The sequence below is a fragment of the Tenacibaculum retecalamus genome (assembly GCF_027941755.1).
Lineage (GTDB): Bacteria > Bacteroidota > Bacteroidia > Flavobacteriales > Flavobacteriaceae > Polaribacter > Polaribacter haliotis_B.
Window position 1 is genome coordinate 438,130 of sequence record NZ_CP115916.1, and the last position, 24,241, is coordinate 462,370.

General features: G+C 31.9%; 20 protein-coding genes and 2 pseudogenes. 11 read left to right on the top strand and 11 right to left on the bottom strand.

Annotated elements, in window-relative coordinates; genetic code table 11:
* The first annotated feature begins 18 nt into the window (after positions 1 to 18).
* Genes PG912_RS02175 through PG912_RS02185 form a run of 3 tightly spaced genes read left to right on the top strand, consistent with a single transcriptional unit; the run spans position 19 to position 2,296 of the window.
* Complete coding sequence (locus PG912_RS02175; protein WP_231891938.1) at positions 19 to 534, top strand: glutathione peroxidase; 516 nt, start codon at positions 19 to 21, stop codon at positions 532 to 534.
* On the top strand, positions 535 to 1,020 hold the full coding sequence (locus PG912_RS02180; RefSeq protein WP_275688292.1) for an SRPBCC family protein: 486 nt from the start codon (positions 535 to 537) through the stop codon (positions 1,018 to 1,020).
* The gene (locus PG912_RS02185) at positions 1,010 to 2,296 is read left to right on the top strand and encodes a cryptochrome/photolyase family protein (RefSeq protein ID WP_275688293.1); all 1,287 of its coding nucleotides are present in this window, start codon (positions 1,010 to 1,012) and stop codon (positions 2,294 to 2,296) included. Before PG912_RS02180 ends, PG912_RS02185 begins: the two co-directional genes overlap by 11 nt.
* Positions 2,297 to 2,470: 174 nt before the next feature.
* On the opposite strand, the pseudogene alaS reads toward PG912_RS02185, so the two are convergent.
* Positions 2,471 to 5,097, bottom strand: a pseudogene (gene alaS / locus PG912_RS02190) (alanine--tRNA ligase).
* A gap of 152 nt (positions 5,098 to 5,249) precedes the next feature.
* Between alaS and PG912_RS02195 the strand changes: the two are divergent.
* Genes PG912_RS02195 through PG912_RS02220 form a run of 6 tightly spaced genes read left to right on the top strand, consistent with a single transcriptional unit; the run spans position 5,250 to position 9,305 of the window.
* Complete coding sequence (locus tag PG912_RS02195; RefSeq protein WP_275688294.1) at positions 5,250 to 6,218, top strand: M23 family metallopeptidase; 969 nt, start codon at positions 5,250 to 5,252, stop codon at positions 6,216 to 6,218.
* A gap of 17 nt (positions 6,219 to 6,235) precedes the next feature.
* Complete coding sequence (locus tag PG912_RS02200; protein WP_275688295.1) at positions 6,236 to 6,565, top strand: MerR family transcriptional regulator; 330 nt, start codon at positions 6,236 to 6,238, stop codon at positions 6,563 to 6,565.
* A gap of 16 nt (positions 6,566 to 6,581) precedes the next feature.
* Positions 6,582 to 7,190 (top strand): LemA family protein, encoded by a 609-nt coding sequence (locus tag PG912_RS02205; protein WP_275688296.1) that lies wholly within the window; start codon positions 6,582 to 6,584, stop codon positions 7,188 to 7,190.
* 2 nt (positions 7,191 to 7,192) lie between these two features.
* Entirely contained in the window at positions 7,193 to 7,633 is a 441-nt protein-coding gene (locus PG912_RS02210; RefSeq protein ID WP_260586385.1) for a TPM domain-containing protein, read from the top strand.
* Positions 7,634 to 7,639: 6 nt separating this feature from the next.
* Positions 7,640 to 8,443, top strand: a complete 804-nt coding sequence (locus tag PG912_RS02215; RefSeq protein WP_275688297.1) for a TPM domain-containing protein — start codon at positions 7,640 to 7,642, stop codon at positions 8,441 to 8,443.
* Positions 8,444 to 8,456: 13 nt separating this feature from the next.
* A complete protein-coding gene (locus PG912_RS02220; protein WP_275688298.1) occupies positions 8,457 to 9,305 on the top strand; it encodes a hypothetical protein in 849 nt (282 codons plus the stop codon).
* On the opposite strand, the gene PG912_RS02225 is transcribed toward PG912_RS02220, so the two are convergent.
* From PG912_RS02225 to msrB, 9 genes and pseudogenes are all read right to left on the bottom strand, one after another.
* Positions 9,298 to 9,666, bottom strand: a complete 369-nt coding sequence (locus PG912_RS02225; protein WP_275688299.1) for a DUF423 domain-containing protein — start codon at positions 9,664 to 9,666, stop codon at positions 9,298 to 9,300. The genes PG912_RS02220 and PG912_RS02225 overlap by 8 nt on opposite strands.
* Positions 9,667 to 9,678: 12 nt before the next feature.
* Entirely contained in the window at positions 9,679 to 13,260 is a 3,582-nt protein-coding gene (locus PG912_RS02230; protein ID WP_333780678.1) for a metallophosphoesterase, read from the bottom strand.
* Positions 13,261 to 13,360: 100 nt separating this feature from the next.
* Positions 13,361 to 13,942 (bottom strand): nucleotidyltransferase family protein, encoded by a 582-nt coding sequence (locus tag PG912_RS02235; protein ID WP_275688300.1) that lies wholly within the window; start codon positions 13,940 to 13,942, stop codon positions 13,361 to 13,363.
* A gap of 3 nt (positions 13,943 to 13,945) precedes the next feature.
* The gene (locus PG912_RS02240) at positions 13,946 to 14,965 is read right to left on the bottom strand and encodes an XdhC family protein (protein WP_275688301.1); all 1,020 of its coding nucleotides are present in this window, start codon (positions 14,963 to 14,965) and stop codon (positions 13,946 to 13,948) included.
* Between the two features lie 3 nt (positions 14,966 to 14,968).
* On the bottom strand, positions 14,969 to 17,113 hold the full coding sequence (locus PG912_RS02245) for a xanthine dehydrogenase family protein molybdopterin-binding subunit (RefSeq protein ID WP_275688302.1): 2,145 nt from the start codon (positions 17,111 to 17,113) through the stop codon (positions 14,969 to 14,971).
* Between the two features lie 3 nt (positions 17,114 to 17,116).
* Entirely contained in the window at positions 17,117 to 17,596 is a 480-nt protein-coding gene (locus tag PG912_RS02250; RefSeq protein ID WP_275688303.1) for a (2Fe-2S)-binding protein, read from the bottom strand.
* 96 nt (positions 17,597 to 17,692) lie between these two features.
* Positions 17,693 to 19,260, bottom strand: a pseudogene (locus tag PG912_RS02255) (protein adenylyltransferase SelO).
* 22 nt (positions 19,261 to 19,282) lie between these two features.
* Entirely contained in the window at positions 19,283 to 19,822 is a 540-nt protein-coding gene (gene msrA, locus PG912_RS02260) for a peptide-methionine (S)-S-oxide reductase MsrA (RefSeq protein WP_275688304.1), read from the bottom strand.
* A gap of 22 nt (positions 19,823 to 19,844) precedes the next feature.
* A complete protein-coding gene (gene msrB, locus PG912_RS02265; protein WP_275688305.1) occupies positions 19,845 to 20,294 on the bottom strand; it encodes a peptide-methionine (R)-S-oxide reductase MsrB in 450 nt (149 codons plus the stop codon).
* Positions 20,295 to 20,484: 190 nt separating this feature from the next.
* Between msrB and PG912_RS13630 the strand changes: the two genes are divergently transcribed.
* Together PG912_RS13630 and PG912_RS13635 are read left to right on the top strand one after the other, a co-directional pair.
* Positions 20,485 to 21,075 carry an HD domain-containing protein gene (locus PG912_RS13630; protein WP_333780679.1) on the top strand — a complete coding sequence of 197 codons (591 nt, stop codon included), beginning with the start codon at positions 20,485 to 20,487 and terminating at the stop codon, positions 21,073 to 21,075.
* A 65-nt stretch (positions 21,076 to 21,140) separates the two neighbouring features.
* Positions 21,141 to 21,689: a Pycsar system effector family protein gene (locus PG912_RS13635; protein WP_333780680.1), complete on the top strand. Its 549-nt coding sequence runs from the start codon at positions 21,141 to 21,143 to the stop codon at positions 21,687 to 21,689.
* 38 nt (positions 21,690 to 21,727) lie between these two features.
* On the opposite strand, the gene PG912_RS02275 is transcribed toward PG912_RS13635, so the two are convergent.
* A complete protein-coding gene (locus PG912_RS02275) occupies positions 21,728 to 24,121 on the bottom strand; it encodes a GAF domain-containing protein (protein ID WP_275688306.1) in 2,394 nt (797 codons plus the stop codon).
* Positions 24,122 to 24,241: the final 120 nt, after the last annotated feature.

The window sequence follows — 24,241 nt, forward strand, 5'->3', positions numbered from 1 at the left end:
TTAAAAATAACTTTACTTATGGCATTATTTAGTTTTTTAGGAAACGCACAAACTGTAGCATCTAAAGAATCTTTATATGATATAAAGATTGAAGGAATTGATGGGAAACAATTAGATCTTAACCAATACAAAGGAAAAAAAATACTATTCGTTAATGTAGCTTCTAAATGTGGATTTACAAAGCAATATGATGGTTTACAAGAATTGTATGCTAAGCATAAAGATAAATTAGTAGTTATAGGTTTGCCATGTAACCAATTTGGTGGTCAAGAACCAGGTAAAGAGTCAGAGATACAATCATTTTGTCGTTTAAATTACGGCGTAGATTTTCCTCTGACAGAAAAACTAGATGTTAAAGGAGATAAGCAACATTCATTATACCAATGGTTAACACAAAAAAGTAAGAACGGTAAAATGAATTCTTCAGTAAAATGGAACTTTCAAAAGTATTTAGTAGATGAAGAAGGAAGGTTTATTGATGTTTTTTATTCAATAACAAAACCTATGAGTTCTAAAATAACCAAGCTTTTATAAATGATTAATTTTAAGAAGCATTCAGGGATTTATACTTTAGAAGCAGAACAAGAATTAAAAATTCCGTTAGAAAAGGCTTGGGATTATTTTTCGTCACCAGAAAATTTAGCGAAGATTACACCTCCTAAAATGGGGTTTAATATTACATCTAAAGTTGATGAAAAAGCATATCAAGGTCAAATTATAACTTATAAAGTATCTCCAGTAGCTTTTATTAAAACAAATTGGGTAACAGAAATAACACAGGTTAAGGAGCAAGAGTTTTTTATTGACGAACAACGTTTCGGATCATATTCAATGTGGCATCATGAGCATTGGTTCGAAAAATTAGCAAACGGAAATACCTTAATGAAAGATAAAATATCATATAAAATTCCGTTTGGTTTTTTAGGAGATATAGCGCAAGTAGTATTTATAAAAAAGCAGCTAAAAACAATTTTTGAATATAGGTTTGTAACTTTAGAAAAGATGTTTAATGGTAAATAAAGTTGTTGTATTCTGGTTTCGTAGAGATTTACGATTGGAAGATAATGTAGGATTGTATAATGCTTTAAAATCTAAAAGTAAAGTATTGCCTGTATTTATTTTTGATGAAGAAATATTAGAGAGCTTACCGAAAGACGATGCAAGAGTCTCTTTTATTTATCAAACACTATCAGTGTTAGATGAAACGTTAAAAACTGAAGGATCTTCACTGTTAGTTAAGAAAGGAAATCCTATTGAGGTATGGAAAGAGTTGTTGTTAACGTTTAATATTACAGCGGTTTATGCAAATAAAGATTACGAACCCTACGCTATTAAAAGGGATACTAAAGTTAAAGAATTTTTAAAGTCCAATAGTATTGATTTTTACAGTTATAAAGATCAAGTTGTATTTGAAGAGGATGAAGTTGTAAAAAATGATGGACTACCTTATACTATTTATACACCTTATAAAAATAAGTGGTTACAAAATTTTAATGCTGAGGTAGATTTAAAAGAGTTTGCAATTACATTTTCTGATTTTCATAAACTTACAACTGTTTTGCCTTCTTTAGAATCAATAGGGTTTAATGAAAGTCCTATAAAGGTAAAACCATATAATTTATCAAGTTTACAGAATTACGATGAGGTTCGTGATTTCCCTTTTATAGATAAAACATCGTATTTGTCACCTTACTTTCGGTTTGGCTTAGTAAGTGCTCGGAAAATGGTTCAATTTGCTTTAAAAACGAATGCTATTTTCTTAAATGAATTAATTTGGCGAGAATTCTTTATGCAAATACTATTTCATTTTCCAAAAGTGGTTACCAATAATTTTAAACAGAAATATGATGTTGTTCCTTGGAGGAATAATGAAGCCGAATTTAAGAAGTGGTGTAAGGGAGAAACGGGGTATCCGATGGTTGATGCAGGTATGCGACAACTAAATAAAACTGGCTATATGCACAATCGTGTTCGAATGATTACAGCAGGTTTTTTGTGTAAACATTTGTTAATTGATTGGCGCTGGGGAGAAGCATATTTTGCTGAGAAGTTATTAGACTATGAACTATCTGCAAATAATGGAAATTGGCAGTGGGCAGCAGGTACAGGCTGCGATGCGGCTCCGTATTTTAGAGTTTTTAACCCAGAAGCACAGTTAAAGAAGTTTGACAAAGACTTACTATATATTAGAAAATGGGTTGAAGATTTTGATGAATTAACATACCCACAACCAATGGTTGAACATAAGCTAGCAAGAGAAAGAGCAATTGCAACTTATAAAAAAGCATTAAACTAAAAAGGTTCAAAGAATATGTTCTTTGAACCTTTTTTAATAATTAGAAGCTAATTCCCGCTTTACGCACTCGCTTTTTTTGAAGAAAAATCAAAAAAGAGCTCAAACAAACGCTTCAATCGGGGCTAAACTTATTTATAATTTTTTAGCTGCTATAAAGTATTGTTTGTATTATGATTAAACAATATAATCTTTCGCTTTTTCTAAAGCTTTCGGAATGCCGCCTGGGTTTTTACCACCAGCAGTAGCAAAGAAATTTTGTCCACCACCACCACCGTGAATCAGTTTTCCTAGTTCTCTAACTACTTTTCCAGCATCATAACCACGTTCTGCAGCTAATTCTTTAGAAATATAACATGTTAACATTGCTTTGTCAGCTTTTTCTGATGAAGCAAAGAATAAGAATAAGTTTTGAAACTCTTTACCTAAAGCAAAAGCTAAGTTTTTAATTCCGTTAGCATCTAAATCTACTTTAGTTGCTAAAAACTGTACTCCATTTACTTCTTGCAGTTGATTTTTTAATTCACCAGATAGGTTTTGAGCTTTTTCTTTTAATAATTGCTCCACTTGCTTTTTTAAAGCTGTATTTTCATCTTGTAAACTATTTACAGATTTGGCAATATCTTTAGGATTTTTTAATAATTGTTTTACCGCAGAAAAGTTACGTTCAACATCCTCAAAATAATTTCCAACAGCAACATTTGTAATCGCTTCAATTCTTCTGATTCCAGAAGCAACAGCTCCTTCAGATTTAATTTTAAAATACCAAATATCACCAGTTTGTGCTACGTGAGTACCTCCACATAATTCCATAGATTGACCAAACTTAATAGCTCTTACAGAATCTCCGTATTTTTCTCCAAATAAAGCAATCGCGCCTTCGTCAATAGCTTGTTGCATTGGTATGTTTCTTCTTTCAACTAAAGAAAGATTTTCACGAATACGAGCATTTACAAAGTTTTCTATTTCTTGTAATTGATCAGCATCTACTTTAGAAAAATGAGAAAAATCAAAACGTAAGTGTTTTGGACTTACTAATGATCCTTTTTGTTCAACATGTGTTCCTAAAATAGTACGTAATGCTTGGTGTAGTAAATGTGTTGCAGTATGATTACTGGCAGATAAATTTCTAGCCTCTTCATTTACTACTGCTTTAAATTTCTCTGATAAATTATCTGGTAAATTTTTAGTGTAGTGAATAATAAGGTTATTTTCTTTCTTAGTGTTAACTACATAAATTACATCTCCGTTAGACGTTTCTATATAACCTACATCACCAACTTGCCCTCCACCTTCAGGATAAAAAGGCGTCATATTAAATACCAATTGGTATTGCTCACCATCTTTTTTTGTAGTTACTTTTCTGTAACGTGTTAATTTAACATCAGCAGTTAAAGTGTCGTAACCTATAAACTCTTCCTCATCATCTTCTATTAAAACATTCCAATCATCAGTTTCAATAGCAGTTGCAGCGCGTCCTCTATCTTGTTGCTCTTTTAAAGCTATTTTATATTCTTCTTCATTGTAGCTAAATCCTTTTTCAGATAAAACTAAAGCCGTTAAATCTTCAGGAAAACCATAAGTATCTTTTAGTTCAAATACCTTTTTTCCAGAAATTAATTTATCAGCAGCATTAGCAGTTATCGTATCTAATAAAAGCAAACCTTGTTCTAATGTTTTTAAGAAAGAGTGCTCTTCTTCTTTAATTACATTATGCGCTAACTGTTCCTGTGCTTTTATCTCAGGGAAAGCATCTCCCATTTGCTCACTTAATGTTTCTACTAATTTGTAGATAAAAGGTTCTTTCTGATTAAGGAAAGTGAATCCGTAACGAATAGCTCTTCTTAAGATTCTTCTAATAACATAACCAGCACCAGTATTACTTGGTAACTGACCATCGGCAATAGAAAATGCTACAGCACGAACATGATCGGCAATAACACGAATCGCAATGTCTGTTTCGTCTCCAGTAACAGAAGTGTCTTCATATTTTACACCGGTAATAGTTTCAATCTCTCTAATAATCGGTGTAAAAACATCCGTGTCGTAATTAGATTGAACGCCTTGCAATGCCATACATAAACGCTCAAAACCCATACCAGTATCAATATGTGTTGAAGGTAAATTTTCTAAACTTCCGTTTGCTTTACGGTTGTACTGCATAAAAACTAAGTTCCATACTTCAACAACATGTGGATGATCTAAATTAACTAATGATGCACCCGATACTTTTTCTTTTTCTTCCGCAGAGCGGATATCTATATGAATTTCTGAACAAGGTGCACAAGGCCTTGCGCACCCATTTCCCAGAAATTATCTTTTTTATTACCTAATAAAATACGATCTTCAGCAATGTATTGTTTCCAAATATCATAAGCTTCAGTATCTTTTTCTAAACCTTCTTCTTTATCACCTTCAAAAATAGTAACATATAAAATGTCTTTATCTATTTTATAAACTTCAGTAAGTAATTCCCAAGCCCAAGCAATTGCTTCTTCTTTAAAGTAGTCACCAAAAGACCAATTTCCAAGCATTTCAAATAATGTATGGTGATAGGTATCTTTTCCTACTTCTTCTAAATCGTTATGTTTTCCAGAAACACGCAAACATTTTTGAGAATCAGAAACTCGAGTATTAACTACTTTTTTCTGTCCTAAAAAATACTCTTTAAAAGGAACCATACCTGCGTTAACAAACATTAAAGTAGGGTCGTTTTTTAATACCATCGGTGCAGATGGTACGATATTATGGTTTTTAGATTTATAGAATTCTAAAAATTTAGATCTTATTTCTTGAGATTTCATATAGTTTGAGCTCGAAATTTTGTTAAATAATCATTAAAAAACAACTAAAGAAAAGTAGTTTTAAAACATTTTGTAAATTTGTGTGTTTCCAAACACAACCCCTTAAATAAAGTTGCTTGTTTAACGAGCACAAAAATAGTACATTTAGCATTATGGCGAAAGTAAAATATTATTACGACCCCGAGACCTTATCATATCGGAAAATAGAGTCGAAAAAAAGTGAAACATTTAAAAAGTCTTTCCTAGGAGTTGTGGGGGCGTTATTAATTGCTTTTTTCGGATTTATTGGGTTTAGTCAATTTTTAATGTCGCCGAATGAGAGAGCTCAAAAAAGAGAGCTTGAAAACTTTAAATTGCATACAGAGCTGATGAATAAAGAGCTCGGTGTATTGTCTGAAAGATTATCGGAACTACAAGAGAGAGATGATAATATTTATAGAACATATTTTGAAGCTAGCCCGATACCCGATGAACAACGTAAAGCTGGTTTTGGTGGTGTAAATAGATATAAGCATTTAGAAGGTTTTAAGAATAGTGCAATGATTACCAATGTGACTAAAGAGATAGAAATATTATCGAAACAAATGGTCGTACAATCAAAATCATTAGACGAAATTGTTAGTTTAGCAAAAGAAAAGGAGAAAATGCTTGCGTCAATACCAGCAATTCAACCTGTAAAAAATGAAGATTTAAAAAGGATGGCTTCTGGTTACGGTATGCGTTTACACCCTATTTTAAAATCGTGGAAAATGCATAACGGAATGGATTTTACGTCTCCAAAAGGTACTCCTATTTTTGCATCCGGTAACGGAGTTATAAAAAAAGCACATCGTAGCGCTACTTTTGGAAAAGTAGTATATATAGATCATGGTTACGGGTATCAAACCATTTATGCACACATGAGTAAAATGGCAGCAACAAAAGGACAAAAAGTTAAACGTGGCGATATTATAGGCTATGTAGGGAATACAGGGCGTTCAGCAGCAGCGCATTTACATTATGAAGTGCATAAAAACGGAAGACCTGTAAACCCTATTTACTATTATTATGGAGATTTAACTCCGGAAGAGTTTATTGCAATGCAAAAAGCATCACAACAAAAAGGGCAATCATACGATTAATTAGAATTTACTGAAAAATGTATGTAGAATTACCTGAAAAAAGATATTATAAAATAGGAGAAGTATCTAATGCTTTTGGTGTGAATGTTTCTTTAATTCGTTTTTGGGAACAAGAGTTTGAGGTAATTAAACCCAAAAAAAACGCTAAAGGAAATCGATTATTTACCAAAGATGATATTGAAAATTTTAAATTAATTTTTAACTTAGTAAAAGAAAGAGGATTTACTTTAGAAGGCGCAAAGCAAAAATTAAAAAGGAATCCGGATGATGTGATTAATAATCACGAAGTTATTAGTAGGTTAGAAAGAGTAAAAGCGGAATTACAAAAAATCAAAAATCAATTATAAAAAAAAATCAAAAATTATGAAAAAATGGTTAGTGCCTTTAGTTATTGTTGGAGTAGTTGTATTCGTAATTTTTAAATGGGTTGTAGGATTTAACAATACAGCAGTAAGGTTAAATGAAAATGTAGCTGAGGCTTGGGGTAATGTAGAAACTGCATATCAAAGAAGAAGTGACTTAATCGGTAATTTAGTAAAAACGGTACAAGGAGCTGCCGATTTTGAAAAAGAAACATTAACTCAAGTGATAGAAGCAAGAGCAAAAGCTACCTCTACAACGATTAATGCTGGAGATTTAACACCAGAAAATATGGCTCAATTTCAAAAAGCACAAGCTGGTTTAAGCGGTGCGTTATCTAAATTATTAGTTTCTGTAGAACGTTATCCTGATTTAAAAGCAAATCAGAATTTCTTAAAATTACAAGACGAATTAGCAAGTACAGAGAATCAAATATTAACGGTTAGAACTCGTTTTAACGAGGCTATTAAGCCATATAATAATCACGTAAAAGTATTTCCTAATTCAATCTTAGCAGGATGGTTTGGTTTTGAAGGAAAACCTTATTTTGAAGCTGAAGCAGGTGCAGAAAAAGCGCCGGATGTTAATTTCGATTTTGGTACTAAAAAATAAAAATGTCTAAAGTAGAAGATTTTCTTACCAAAGAAGAAGAACAAGAAATTGTTTCAGCTATTAGAGTAGCTGAATTGAATACTTCTGGTGAAATAAGAGTACACATAGAAGCATCATCAAATAAAGATGATGCTTTTAATCGTGCTTTAGAAGTATTTCATTCTTTAAAAATGTTTGAAACCAAACAACAGAATGCTGTTTTAATTTACGTAGCTGTTGAAGATCATAAATTTGTGATTTATGGTGATGAAGGTATCAATAAAGTAGTGCCAACTAATTTTTGGGACACGACAAAAAACACCATGCAAAGTCACTTTAAACAAGGCGATTTCAAAAAAGGAATTGTTGAAGGGGTTTTAAAAGCAGGACAAGAATTAAAAACTCATTTTCCTTGGCAAAATGATGACGAAGACGAATTGTCTAACGAAATATCTAAAGGATAAATAAGCTTGAAGAAAACTATACATATTTTATTTTTTGTAATCGGATTGTTGTTTACTCAAACAACATTTTCTCAGGGATATAAAATTCCAGATAAACCAAAAGAACAAACAAGTGTTTATGATTATGTTGGTTTACTTTCTGATGCTCAAAAAGCAACTTTAGAAAATAAATTAATTAAATACTCAGATACTACTTCTACACAAATTGTGGTAGGAATTATCGATACAACCAATGACGAAAGTATTGGTGTTTTAACTCCGAGATGGGCACATGAATGGGGAATTGGCCAAGCAAAGGAAGATAACGGTGTTTTTATACTTTTAGCAAAAAACGATCGAAAAATATGGATTTCTCCTGGGTATGGAGTAGAACATAAACTAACTGCCGGAATTGTAGGTGAAATCACTAGAAATTATATTATTCCGCAATTTAAAAGAGGCGATTTCTATGCAGGATTAGACGCGGGATCGAATGCTATTTTTAAAGTCTTAAACGGCGAGTATAAAGGAACTCGTAAAAAAACTAAAAAAGATACAGATTTTAGTTTCATCATCTTTATTATAATTGTAGTCATCTTTTTTATAGTTATTTCTAGAGGGAACAAAGGAAATAGAGGTGGAGGAAAGCGAAATTACAAACGCTCAACATCAAGAGATATATTAGAAACCATCATTTTAAGTAACGCAGGCCGTGGTGGTTTTGGCGGCGGCGGAGGTTTTGGTGGTTCTTCTGGTGGATTTGGCGGTGGCTTCGGAGGTGGATTTGGTGGCGGTGGATTTAGCGGTGGTGGTGCTGGTGGTAGCTGGTAAAACATTTTTTTTTATGCAAAAAAGCCTTGTTTTTATTTCTTTCTTATTGATAATTAGTTGTCAGGATTTTGGACAGCTGAAAGTGCTTGCTGATTTGCCAAATGCTTTAGATGAGGTTTCTGGAATAGAAAAAATAAAAGGAGCTAACTTAATTTGGATGCTAAATGATAGCGGAAATAAACCTGTTGTTTATGGTATTAACATTAAAGGAAAGGTTATACGAGAGGTTTTTGTTAATGCTAAAAACAACGATTGGGAAGATATCACATCCGATGAAAAAGGAAATATCTATATCGCTGATTTTGGAAACAACAATAATAAGCGAAAAAATTTAAGAATACTTAAAATAAACGATCAAGATTTATTGATTAAAGATAAAGTTGAGGTAGAAAAGATTAAGTTTTCTTATCCTGATCAAGATAAGTTTCCGCCTAAAAAGAAAGATCGTTTTTTTGATGCCGAAAGCTTGGCGTACAAAAACGGGTTTTTATATATTTTTACAAAGAGTAGAGTGAAAAATAAGTCAGGTAAAACTACCTTATATAAGATTCCTGCAGTAAAAGGAAATCATGTTGCAAAACGCATTTCAACTTTTAAAACCTGTACAGATTTACACTGTTCGATAACTGCAGCAGCAATTTCTCATAACGGAAAAAAAGTAGCTTTGTTAAATCATCAATCGGTATTTATATTTACCAATTTTGTTGATGATGATTTTTTCTCTGGTGATGTAAAAGAATTTTATTTAGGGTATGTTTCTCAGAAAGAAAGTATCAGTTTTATAGACGATACAACACTTTATATTGCCGATGAAAAAACAAAATCGTTAGGAGGGAAGTTGTACGAGTTTAAGATTAAATAAACTCGAGTAATAACATTACCCAACCTATAACTAAAAATAAACCGCCTAAAGGTGTAATTGTGCCTAAAAACTTCATTTTTTTACCTTTCGCATCCGATAAAATTAATCCGTAAATACTAAAAGAGAAAAGGAATACTCCTATAATAAACGACCAACTCATAAATTGATTTGGGTTTGAAAAAGAACTTCCTACAAAGAGTAAAACAATTGCATGATACATTTGGTATTTTACACCTGTTTCAAACGATTTTAATTGTGTTTCAGATAAAATTTTCTTTAAAGCATGTGCGCCAAAGGCACCAAATATTACAGCTAATCCGCCAAATAAAGCGCCAGAAATTAATACTATTTGTTGTGTCATCATTGTTTTTTGTTAAAAGTTAAATCCCATAGCAAAAGCTATTCGTAAACCATCATTACTATTAAAGGCAGATAGGTTTGCTGTCGCCATATTAGCAGCGTTAAAGAAAATTCCACCACCAACAGAAGTATTCCATTTTTTAGAATCGTTAGTATCTAGCCATACTTTTCCGTAATCAAAGCCTCCATATATACCAATATGTAATGGTAATAAACCTGTTTTTAATCTTGTTAAATTTAATCGAATATCTGAACTATGATAAAATGCATCTTTCCCTGTAAAACGTTCGTTTCTGTAACCACGTAAACCGTTGTTTGCACCTAAATTTGCCCCTTGATAAAATTCAAAATCATTGCCATAAGTAAAATGACCTTTAACCTTTGTTGCAAATACTAATTGACCACTAGTGGCTAACTTATAATTAAAAGAAATGGACGGTATTACATAAGCAAATTTGTTGTTTTTACTTAAGTTGGCGGTATAGCCAACATATAATTCAGTTTTCATTCCCATTGTTGTAAAAGCAGGGTTATCAGTGTTTTCAAAAGAGTAACTTGCTTCAGCATTTAAAAAGTCCTGATTGTTAAAGTCAACGGCCTGTGTTGTGATAAATCGATTAAGGGTTTTATCAATTTTAAAAGATTGATAGTTGATACCTAATTTTATTTCGGCACCTAAATCACCTTTCCATTGCATAAATGATCCTGCAATTAATTTTCTTATTTTAACTCGATTATAGTCTTTTTCTTTAGTTTCATCGGCATCTAAATTAACGGTATTATTTCCATATCCGAAGAAATTTATAGCGTAATTTGGGCTTGTGTACATTGCATTAAAACCAAGATTCCAATGACCAATAATGTTTGCAAATTCACTAGCATATTTTAATTCAAATCCGTTAGTTGCAAAATAGTACGCTCCAGAAATGTTGTGTAGTGAGGTAAACGGATTCCTTTCAAATCCGTTAGTTGTATAGGTATTAGAAAGTCCTATTTTAAAACCATCATCGGGATTAAAACCAATAAGCGGAGTTAAAGTATTTGCATTGTTTTTTAACTTCTTATAGTTGTATACATTGGTTTCATAATCATCCGTTAATTTGATGTCTCCATTATTGGTAATGAAAGTATTTTTCTTTGTTTTATGATCATATATTTTTACTTTTTTGCCATTAATGGTGTTGTAAGTGTCTTTATTTTGACCTCCTATAATTCTCAGTTTTATCAAGTTTTTTCCTGTTCCTTTTACTACAAACATATCATTATCATCTAAACCATAAATCCAAATTTCTTTTGTTTGAGCATGTTTATAAGTTCTTTGATGAAAAATAGCTTCTTTTTCCCCTTTTTTAATTCTGTAAGCAGTAATTTTTGTTTGTCCGTTTGGTAGTCTATCAATTTCAAACCAATCGTCTTTATCGGTTCCTTTAACTACTTGAAATTTATTAATGTGATTAAAATAGTTATCAGCTATTTTCTGTAAATTCTTTCTTCTTCCTTGTAATTTTTTCTTGATAATTTGTATGGTTTCACCTTGTACTTCTTTCGGAAAATATTTAAAAGCAGCATCTATAATTTCATCAGTAATATTAGTTGTAATATGTTTTACTTGAGTATTCCAAACGCTTTTATCAGACTGATTTATTAGTGACATATCTAAAGGGTAAGGTTCTAAATTAAACCATTTCGGGCTTTTTAAATCTTCTTGATATGCTTGCATTAAACGCAACGCGGGAATCATCTCTGTAACTAAATTTAATAAAGCGCCATCGCCCATGATAGAGAATGCCTGATCTCTGTCTCTAGGAATAGGTCGGTAAATAGTGTTTCCGTTTTCTTTAAATTTTGCCCAACGCCATTGATCCTCATGTCTATCCCAATCACCAATTAACATATCAAATAACCGCGCTTTAATGTAAGCGGCTTCATCTAACTTATGTTTTTCGTTTTTAGATAAGTTTTTTAATAAATCGTCGGTACTAATTACTTCATCAGAAAAACCAAAACTAGCTTTATCTCCATGCCCAGAAGCAGCTCGCTCTTCAATCATATACAATTCATTACCAAATTCAGTATTAAAAGAGCCTAAAGAATTTTGTTTTGGAATATAATATAAAACAGGATTTGTATGATAAATACCTACTGCATCCGACAGCGTTGCAATTGTAAATGGCGCGTATGGATGTGAACCTGTAAAGGCGTCTAACAATAAACCTTCGGTATATGTTTTATCAAGCTGACCTTCTAAATACTGATCTTTAAAAGCAACGGCTTGTAAATACTGAACTGCATTTTTACGCAAAGCGCGCATTACATATTCACGTCCTTTTTTATCGCGTAAACGTAAAGATTTAGATTGATTTCCTCCACCTTTTCTTACAGGCCTTAATCCGCCAAACAAAGTGTCTAAATTTACTGTTGGTGCGGTTACTTTTGTTCCGAAATGTTTACGGTAGCGTTCTCCCCAAAAATATCGATAAAAACCACTTCTTGTTACTTCTTTATTGGCGTATACTGCGGCAGATTTTTCTGAAATCTTGGTTTCGGGATATGTTGTAAAGTTTTTCTTTTTATCAGGCCTTAAAACATTGGTTTGGTAAACAACTTTTTTGTCGTTCACAGAATAAAAACGAACATTAGAAGAGCCATCTTCGTAAATATCTAATTTAGCAAAACCCTGATTTCCATAAGTAAATTTAGCTCCTCCGGTTAATTTGGTAGCGGTAGTTTTAGAGCCAGAACCGCTAATAATTTGCGGAATATTATCTTCAACGATATATTGTAAACTATGCTCATGCCCCGAAACAAAAATAGTTTTATTGTTTTCTTGTGCTAATGTTACAATGTGTTTTTTTAACTCGTTGTATTTTTTGTTTTGTAAATCGGTATTGGTAATTCCTGTTGTTTTCCTTAAAACATTTTTTAAAGTTCCTAAAACTGGAAGCGGACTCATATGACTTTTAAAAGAATAATAACCACCGTGAGAACCATTTGTAAACATTGGGTGATGCATTGCAATAATGGTTGTTTTGCCTCTTGCTTTTTTAATTAATCCTTTAAATTCTTCAAGAAATTTTACTCTTGTTTTTATCTCACAATTGTCGTTTATTTTAGGGTGATTGTCCCAGTTTGTAACATACCAATGTGTATCGACAATAATTAAAACAACATCTTTAGAGATGGTTACTTTTTTTAGAGGACAGCCACTTTCTGGTAAAAAAGAGTTCTTGCCTAATGCTTTTTCAACCAATTTTTCCTCTCTTTTTAATCCGTCTAAACCATGATACCAATCGTGATTACCAGGAATAAAAATAGATCTCCCAGCAAATTTTTTAGCAATAGCAGTTTGTGCTTCAATTCTATGCTTTGCTAAAGGATATTGCTTAGAGTTTTCGTAAGGAATACCTGTTTCGTAAACATTATCGCCTAAAAAAAGTAGGGTAGCGTTTTCGGTTGCGCTACTAATATGTTTATCTAGATATGCTAAAGCAGGCGATACTGAGCCTAAATCAGAATTTCCAGCATCACCAACTAAATAAAAAGAGTGTGCAATTTTTTTATCAGAATTTATTTCTTTTTTTTTGCTTCGTAGCATATTGAGCTTTAAATGTAGCACAACCTGTTATTAAAAAAAGAGTGACAAAATATAGAAAATATCTAAAATTCATAAAGTGATTAATTGAACTGTAAAAATACTATTTATTGATTAGTTTTTGATAATCTTCTTTCGTATCAATATCAATTAAGTTAAAAAGAGGCATTTTTATAGTTTCAGATACATGATTGTTCAAAAAAAGCGAAGCCCCTTTATCTCCCTTTAAATTTACTAATTGATTAAAATAGTGTTTTGGAAATATAGCGGGAACTCCAATTTTATCTGTATAATTAGAAACTATTATTTTCTTGGGATTTTCTTCGGATGTAATTATCAACTTATTTAAGTACCTTGAATTTACATTTGGTTGATCGGCTAACATAATTAAAACAGCATCGAAATTTTCAGTAATTAAATGATTGATTCCAGCAACAATACTACTACTTAATCCGTTTTTAAAATTGGTATTAAAAATAATATCAATTTTATGCTGCTTAATTTTTTCTTTAATATTTGTTACATTTGCTCCCAAAACACAAAATATACTACTTGTTTTTGTTTGTTTTGCTTGCGAAATAGCCCAGCCTAATAAAGTGGTTTTTTTGTAAGGAAGTAGTTGTTTTGCAGTTCCCATTCTTTTGGAACTCCCTGCCGCAAGTATTAAGATAGCAGTTTTTTTCATAAATTAGTTATGAATTTTACCTGTAATTTTTTTTAAAGAAAACACTTCTTTTTTACGAACTACCGATAAAATTTCTGCTAAAATAGACAATGCAATTTCTTCCGGAGTTTCTGCACCAATATGCAAACCTGCAGGTGTGTGTATTTTGTCTAAAAAAACATCATTTATTTCAGGAGCAAAATCAAACAATTCATTTAGTAATTTTTCACGTCGTTTGGCAGCACCTAAAATACCGATATATACTGGATTTTGCTCTTGTAATTTTACGAGCCAACGCAAATCATACGTAAAATTATGATTCATAAGTACAATTGCAGTATGCTCATTGATATCGTTTAAATCAATAATTTCAGGAGTTTGTGCTACTACCGATTTTGCTGTAGGAAAATCTATTAATTCTTTCGGGTCGTTAATAGATGTAATCACATCTACCTCCCAACCTAATTGAGTTGCTTGTGAACAAAGTTTTACAGCATCGTGTTCTCCACCAATAATCAACAAACGAAATAAAGGTTTTAGAGTTTGCTTAAAAACAAGTGATTGTTCGTTTTTTGTTGGGTTAAAATGTTCAGAAAAAGTAAATTTCTGATTTTTATTAAACTGAATTACAGAACCAAAATTCCCGAAAACTTCATCTTCTTTTTTATAAAAAGATTGAATTTTAAATGATTTTCTATTAGATAAACTATCAGAAAAAGAACGAATAAATTCGGTTGAAATTTTAATAGGTTCTAATAAAATATATAAAATACCTTCACAACCTAATCGATAACGCCCATCGTAGGTTATAACTTTCGATTTATGATCTCCAAAAACTGAATGTGCCCTTCGTTGAACTTCTTTTTCTACACAACCTCCACTAACGGCTCCAATCATTTTTCCGTTGTCAGATAGTAGCATTCGAACTCCGGGCTTTCTATACGAAGAACCATCTAAGTCTACTACGGTAGCTAATACGTTTTGTATTCCGTTTTGTTGATTTAAAATAATTTGCTGTATAATTTCTTTGAACTCGTGAGTCATGTATTAACTTAATTTTAAAGGTAAAGAAGTTAATCGTTTTCCTGTTAATCGATAAACAGCGTTTGCAACTGCTGCGGCAATTGGACCTAAAGGAGGTTCGCCTACTGCGCCAGGTTTATCTATGCCTTGAAGTAAAATAATATTAATTTCTTTCGGAGCATTTTTCATTAAAGCCATATCATATGTGCCATAGATTGTGGGTTGTAATTGTCCTTCTTCTACAAACATTTGTTCATGCATAGAGGCACTTATACCCATTATAATTGCACCTTCACATTGCGCTCTTACTTGATCTGGATTTACTGCAATTCCGGGATCCATAGCACAGGTAACTTTATGTACTTTAATTTGATTATTTTCTATAGAAACTTCAGCAATTTGTGCACAAGGTGTTCCCGCATCTGTTGAGGCGGCGAAACCCATTGCACGGCCATTTTCGGCTTCATTTTTATAATTAACACTTTTTTTAGCAGCTTCAATAACTGCTTTTAATCGTTTTCCGTTTTCATCGTCCTGAATATGAGCTAAGCGGAAATCAATAGGGTTTTTACCTGCTTTTTCTGCTAAAACATCCATCATGCTTTCCCATGCAAAGGTGTTTGCTAGTAAACCTAGACTACGCCACCAGCTGGTTGCAAAAGGTAGTTTTACATGCCAAGAAACTGCACGAATATTCGGAATTAAACCGTATTGACAAAACCCGCCACGAATAGCACCAATATCGGCACCTAAAATAGTATTTATAAAACCTGGTAACATTGCCGAATCTATAGCAACATCTCCACTAGAAAAATCGTGACGTATAGCTTTTATCATACCATCAGAATTTAAGGTTCCTTTTACAATATGATGTGTTGGCGGACGAAACATATCGTGCTGAAATTCTTCTTTTCGGGTGAAAAAATACTTTACAGGCTTACCAACTGCTTTCGACATTACAGCTGCCTGAACAGCATGTGGCGTATGTAATCTGCGCCCAAAGCCTCCGCCTAAATACGTAGGGATTACATTCACATTTTCTTCATTAATATTTAAACGAGCAGCAACTTCTTTTCTTGTAAGTGCCACTACTTGTGTAGAAATTTTAATTGTTGCTTTATCTCCTTCAACAAAAGCTAAAACTCCATTCGGTTCCATTTGCGCATGTGCTCCAATCGGGCTTTTAAATTCCATCGAAATACTTGCTTCATCCTCTATGTCATCGCCTATTTTTTGAATGATAGTTGGATTTCCTTTACCAACTTTCATCATTTCTTCAATATTTTCAGTGTTTAAAGTGTTGTTATATTCCCATCTAACCTTAATAGCGTTTTTAGCATTTAAAGCTTCTGTGTAAGAATTAGCAACTACACCTACAAAATCATCTTCTTTAATAATTTTTATAACACCTGGTAACTTTTCAGCATCAGTAGTATCTGCATCTATAAATTTGGCTCCAATATGTGTTGCGCGAACAACAGCGCCATGTACCATATTTGGCATTTCTGCATCCATTCCAAAAATTGGATTTCCAAAAACTTTTGCATTTAAATCTATTCTTGGTATTGGTTTTCCTACAAGTTTATAGGTACTAATATCTTTTAGTTTTGGGGTGTCAGGAATTCCCCATTCGTTAACACCTTTAGTTGTTTCTAGGAAAGATATTGTTTTATTTCCGTCAGAAAAAACACCTTTATTTGCTTTTAAAGTACTTGCTTCAATACCTAGTTTTTTAGCAGCTTCTATCTTTAGCATTTCACGAGTTGTAGCTGCTAATTCACGCAGTGGCTGCCATAAACTAGCAATAGAGGTGCTTCCGCCTGTGGCGAAAGAATCTAAATTTCCGGTAGCAGTTGAGGCATGCACAACATCAATTTGTTTTATTGAGACACCTAGTTCATCCGCTGCAATTTGTGCTAAACCCGTAAAGGTTCCTTGTCCCATTTCTACCTTTGGAGAATGTAAAATAATGGTGTTGTTTTTTGTGATTTCAAACCATATCATTGGTTTCATTCCGCTTCCTGAATAAGGAGATTCTGCTGAATTTAAATATCCTAAAACTTTTCTTCGTATAGGATTTCTGAATAAATAGGTTCCTACAGCAACAACACCTATCGTACCTAGAGCTCCTCGAACCAAAAATTTACGACGTGATAATTTAGCACTCATAATTTAAGATTTTAAAAGATTAGTATTGTTTAATTCAGCAGCGCGATGAATTGCTTTTCGCATTCTGTAATACGTAGCACAACGACAAATGTTTACAATGTTTTTGTCGATCTCATCATCTGTAGGGTTTGGGTTTTCGTTTAATAAAGCGGCAGTTGCCATCATAAAACCAGGTTGACAATAACCACATTGAGGAACAATTTCTTCAACCCAAGCTTGTTGAACGGGATGAGAACTCTCTTCGGTTCCTAAACCCTCAATAGTAGTTATTTTTTTGCCTTCTGCAAATTTAACAGGAAAAGAGCAGGAGCGAACAGCTTGATCATCAACATGTAAAGTACAGGCACCACAAGCTGCTTTACCACAGCCAAATTTGGTTCCTTTTAAGTTAAGCATATCTCTAATCACCCAAAGTAAAGGTGTATTACCATCATCAATAGTAATAGTTTTTGATTGGTTATTTACTTCGAATGTTATTTTCATAATTATTAGCTCGTTTATTGAGAGTTGTGTTCTAGTTAAAAAATAGGTATGTTTTTTAACTAGAACCTCCTATGTCGACCTAAAGTTACTCTTTTTTTACGAACTACAACTTAATGCAGAGCAGCCAACTTTATGACGTGCCCATTCTGGTCGTTTTGCGAACCATTTTTCATTTTTTGGTTGTTCTGAATACGGATTTTTTAATAGTTGATATAATTCATCAATTAATTTATAATCGCCTTTATCAGCAGCATCAATTGCTAATTGCGCCATGTAATTTCTAAGTACATATTTTGGATTTATTAAATCCATTTTTTCTTTTCTTTCTTGATCAGAAAAGGTTTCTTGTTGTAGTCTTTTTAAATAACGATTAAACCAATCGGCCCAATGATTTTTAATTTCACCTTTAACTTCATCAATCGTATAAAAAGCAATTTCAATTTTTTTGAAAGCGCTCTCGAAATCATCTTTTGTAGTAATAGTTGACAAATTTCTAAAGAACAGCGTCATGTCAGTTTCTGTTAATTGCAAGGTTTCTTCTAATCGCCCAATTAACTCTTTATCGTTTGCATCCTCAGAAAATAAACCTAATTTAGATTTCATCATTTCATATTGCTTCTGGCTATAAATATCAGCATATACATCTAAAATTTCTTGTAAAGGAGCTACTTCTTCAATAAGCGGATACAAAGCATTTGCGAGTTTAAATAAATTCCATAGTCCGATTTGCGACTGATTTCCGTAGCGATATCGTTTGTGTTGATTATCTGTTGTATTAGGTGTCCAACCAAAATCATAGCCTTCTAACCATCCGTAAGGCCAAAATCGATTGTTAATCCGAGAATCGACATGTTATCTGTATTCATCACTCCGTGTACAAAACCAACGCGTTGCCAATGCACAATCATATCGATAGTTTTATTTCTTATTGCTGTTAAGAAATCGAGATATTTTTGTTTTCCTTCGGATGTAATTTCAGGATAAAAATGTTTGATGGTATAATCAGTCAACTTTTTTAAAGTAGGATGGTTTTGCCTTGCTGATAAAATTTCAAAGTTACCAAAACGGATAAAATTTGGCGCCAAACGAGCTACAATTGCTCCTTTTTCATATGCAGGATTTCCGTCGTATAAAACATCCCGTAAAACATCATCACCAGACAAACTTAACGATAATGCACGCGTGGTTGGAACACCTAAATGAAACATGGCTTCGCTACATAAATACTCTCTAATTGAAGAACGTAAAACGGCTAAACCATCTGCGGTTCTAGAATACGGAGTTTCACCTGCGCCTTTTAATTGAATTGCCCAACGTTTATTATTGTGTACAACTTCGGTTAAATTAATGGCACGACCATCACCTAATTGCCCTGCCCAATTACCAAATTGATGTCCGCCATAACACATGGCAAACGGGTGTGTGTTTTCGAGCACTTTATTCCCTGTAAAAACATTTAAAAAATTATTAGATATTGCATCTTCTTCGGATAAACCAACAGCTTCTAACATTTCTTTTGAAACGTGAATTAATGTTGGATTAGCTGTTTTTTTAGGTTCAACATACGAAAAGCAAGCATCTAAAACTTGTCGGCGTTCGCTTCCTGTAATTTTATCAGCAGGTAATTCGTTGTTAAAAGTATCTTGAATATTTAGTTTCATAATTTTTTTGACAAGAGAATAGAAGTTACTTTAATTTATCAGCATGTAATTTTCTAAGTCTCGCTAATTTAGGCTCAATAACAAATGTACAATATCCTTGCTTTGTGTTTTCGATATAATAATTTTGATGCTCTTGAGTTGCTTCGTAAAAATTGGTATAAGCACTTATTTCTGTAACAATTGTGTTCTCATAATATTGCTGTATTTGTTTTAAGACTTCAGTAGCCAATGCTTTTTGAGAATCGTTGTGATAAAAAATTACAGAACGATATTCTGTTCCACGATCGGCTCCTTGTTGGTTTAAGGTTGTTGGGTCGTGTGTTGTCATAAAAATAACTAAAATATCTTCGTAAGAAATAATAGCAGCATCAAAAGTAATTTGTATAACTTCTGCATGACCTGTTAAGCCAGAACAAACTTCACGATAGGTCGGGTGACCAGGAGCATTTCCGCCAGCGTAACCAGATACTACTTTTTCTATTCCTTTTACTTTTTGAAAAACAGCTTCTGTACACCAAAAACATCCACCACCTAAAGTAGTTGTTTGTAAATTTTTAGTTGTCATTTGTTCTTATTTGTTGTGAAGTTTAATTACTTTCAGCTAACTGCATAGATTCTGAATTTACACAATATCTTAGTCCACTTGGCTCATATCCGTCAGGAAAAACATGTCCTAAATGTGCATCGCAAGTATTGCATAAAACCTCTACTCTAACCATTCCTAGTGTACTATCTTTGTGGTATTTAATGGCGTTTTCGGTAATTGGTTGGGTAAAACTAGGCCAGCCAGAACTTGAATCAAATTTAATTGTCGAATCAAACAAAGGGGTGTTGCAACATGTGCAATTGTATTGCCCTTCATCGTAAGATGTACATAATTCGCCAGAAAAAGGGCGTTCGGTTCCTTTTAGACGTGTAATTCTAAATTGTTCAGGAGTTAGTAGCTCTTTCCACTCAGTTTCTGTTTTTTCAACCCTCTTTGATGGAGTTGGATTTCCGTTTACAGCAAAATGTATAATGTTTTTCCAAGTTAGCATATCAAAATCCTTTTTTTAGTTAATATTAAAAATACGAAAATTTTGGGCAAAAAATATAGTACAAAATCAATTACTAAATTGATTTTGTACTATATTTTATAAGTTAACAGTAAGATAGTCGTAATATATTCGACAAACTTACACTTAGTAAGAATTAAATATTATTTTTACTATAGTTAAAACCATTTTGATGAAAAATTTATTAATTGAAGCTGAAAATTTCGTAGTTAATTTTTTAAACGAAAAATTAGAATCTTCGTTTGTGTATCATAGTGTATTTCATACCCAGCGAGTTGTAGAGAAAACTCAAATATTGATTGAGGGATTGAAGATTGATGAAGAATCTGCAAACCATTTATTATTAGCTGCTTGGTTTCATGATACCGGTTATACAAAATCGATTGAAAATCATGAAAACGAAAGTGTTAAGATTGCGGAAGCATTTTTTAACGAGCAAAACGTTTCCGAAAAGGTTGTTTCAGAAGTTTCAAAACTAATTTTAGCAACAAAAATGGGCGTAAAACCAACTTCTGAATTAGAGAAAATAATTCGTGATGCTGATTGTTCTCATTTAGGAAGTAAGAACTTTAGCGATTACACTTCTTTGTTAAGAAAAGAATGGGAATTAACTAAAGAATGTATTGTTTCTGATGAGAAGTGGAATGAAGAAAACATTCAGTTTTTAACAAATCATAGATTTCATACTGATTTTGCGACTAAAAATTGGGGAAAAGGAGAAAGTAAGAATTTAGCAAAGTTATTAAAAACTCAAAAAAAATAGCACAAGAAAGCGCGAAGTTAAAGCAGAAAAAAGAAGCCTTAGCACTTAAAAAAAATAAAGTAGAATTGCCAGAACGAGGTATAGAAACAATGTTTCGTGTGGCTTTAAGAAATCATATTACTTTAAGTGATATTGCAGATACGAAAGCGAATATTTTATTATCGGTAAATGCAATTATTATTTCGATGACACTGTCTACTTTAATTCCGAAATTAGACAATCCGTCGAATCATTATTTAATTATTCCGTCAATTGTTTTTATTTTGTTCACCGTTGCTTCTATCATTTTATCAATAATGGCTACGCGACCAAATGTAACAGAAGGTAAGTTTACAAAAGGAGATGTTGCAAATAAAAAAGTAAATTTATTATTCTTCGGAAATTTTCATCAAATGAACTTGCCAGATTTTGAATGGGCAATGGATGAAATGATGAAAGATCGCGATTATTTATACGGATCACTTACTAAAGATTTGTATTTTTTAGGCTTAGTTTTAAATAGGAAATATAAATTATTACGAGTTACTTATACCGTTTTTATGATTGGTATAATTGCAAGTGTAATTGCTTTTGCGGTTGCTTTTAGAATACAAGAAACAGCAGGGATATTATAAAAATAAACCCTCAGAATTTAATTCTGAGGGTTTATTTTTTATTGTTTAAATTCAGCCATTAATTCATCGATAGAGATTGTTTTTTTACTGTCAAAATCTTCTTGGTAAATTACTGCTACTCGTAAAGCTTTTAGTCCAGAAACACCTTGTAAATTTTCGAGTTCTAGATTTTCAACTTCACCTAATAATTTTTTAGATTGTAAATATTTAATATATTTCAAGTATTCTTTAGCATCTTTATCTTGTGAGTATACGATGGCAATTTTACCAGGAATTGTAAGTCGTTTATTAGTTCCTTTAATATGAACTTTGTCTATTCGTTTTTTTATAATTTCGTATCGAATATTATAAGCACCATCTACATCAAATTGTTTTTCATCCATTCTAAATTTTATAGATAATGGATTGCTATGCACTAATATTAAAGAGGCAACTTGTAAATCATGTTCCATTGATTTACGTGTGGTGTTTGCCACGTTTTCCATCTCACACATAACTTTTAATTGCCACAAACGAAGATTGTATAAGTAAACTTCATCGAACTTTTTATCTTTAGTTAAAGATTCTCCGATATACATATTGTATTCTACACCATCTGTTTTGTAACGCTCAAAATAATGCGGGAACATTGCTTGCGCATCTTCTTGTTTAGCATCTATAAATTTGGCTAATTTATCGTTTAGTAAAGTAACACTTTGTTCATATGCTTTTCGTTTTTCATAAACTACCTGTAAATTGTTGTCTAAACGATCCATGTAAGTGTTTACAATGGTTGTTAAGCTGTTATTAATTTCTTTAATATGTTTGAAAACAGGGTAGATTTCATTTTTAAGAAAATTTAAGATGACAATTTCATCTCCAGATTTTAAACAACTCGTTACTTTATTTAAGTATTCATTTACACGAAACATTAATTCTTTGTAAATAGGTAATTTCTCAGATTCACAAGCTTTTTTAAGTACAGCTATAGCTAAAGTAAGTTGTATTATTAAATCTTCCTTAATTGCTTTATTTCTGGCTAAAGAAGATCCTTTAATGTCAGATTGACCAAACAAAGGGTATACATCTTTAAAAACAATTTGTTCGATTTTTATATTTTCTTTTTTAGAATAAAGGTCTGTTTGGTATTGCTCAGCAGCTTCATAAAACTTCCATTTTACGGTTGGGTGTAAAGAAGTATAATGTTCTTGAATAGTTGCTTCTAAAATATTTAAATACTCTTTAGAAGAGCGATCGATGGCTGCTTTAAAAACCGGAATAATATCAGATAGTTTTTGTTGATTTACAGAATTTAATTCATATGCTCTTGGTGAAGCTATTTCTAATAAAGCAACATCGTTATTTTCGCTCGCTTTGATTGGAATTAGTAAAATACTCCCAATATTCTTGTTTTTTAACCTAAGAGAAAATTCATTTTCGTTTGATGACTTTCCGTAATTTTTAGTGTTAGAAATTGCAATTATTTGTTGCTCGTAAAAAATTTTAGAAATTAAATGATCACAAAAAAAAGTGCTACATGTTATTTCTTTTTCATCATCTAATAAAATAATACTTTCAGATTTTTTAACTCTTATTTTTTGTAATGATAAATTAGAAACTTCAAATATAGAAAAGCCAACTTTTAAATCTTTAATATTATAAAACTCACTTAAATCTTTACGAAGTTTTTCAACAATACTACCGTCATCTTTTTGTAAAAGACTCGTTCTTATTGATGAAATATTTTCATCAGCGGTAACATCAAATAAATTCATTAACCCAAATCCTTTAAAAATATAACTGTTTGGTGGGAATTTTTCTTTCCAAACATCAATGTTATCATAATTATCTAAAAGAATTTTAATATCGCTTTCTGTTATTTTTGGTGCGGTAGCAGAGGGAGTAACATCCATAAAATCACCGTTAAAAGCTACTCGGTAATGTTTTAGTTTTTCTAAATTTTTATCAGGAATATCAAAGAAAAAAGGACGTTTTAAATCAATAGGATGTTGGTATACTGCATTTAAAATAAACGTACATGCCATAATATACATTTTGTCATCTTCAAAATCTCTAACCTTTAGTTCGTAATCTTCTCCTGCGTTTTTAAGGATGTTTTCTAAACGTTTTGTAAATTTAAAAGAAGTAAAAGAAAAAGGAATGGTAGCTGCTTTAATTTCGTTTAGCGTTAATATTTCAGGGAATAATGCTTCTAGTAAAACATCTATAATTCCTTCATGTTTTTTTAATAACGTGAGGTCAGAAAATCCGTTTATAAGTTCAGGGTGTTTTTCAACTTCATTTATGATAAGCTTTGCAGATGCATTAAAAGGATGGTTTTTAGAGTTGTCACTTGTATACTCTTTAAACATATCGTAGATTTTCTTAAAACTAATATTTAGTTGTAAGGGTAATTCAATATCTTTAAACGTGTTTAATTTTCTAATTACCATGAAATTATTTATTAATCTATTGCAAATTTACAAAATTGTAAACTGTTAGTCGTAAAAGACTTATTTAGCTTTCATTAATGCGGGTATAAAAAAAGCCCTTATTATAAAAATAAGGACTTT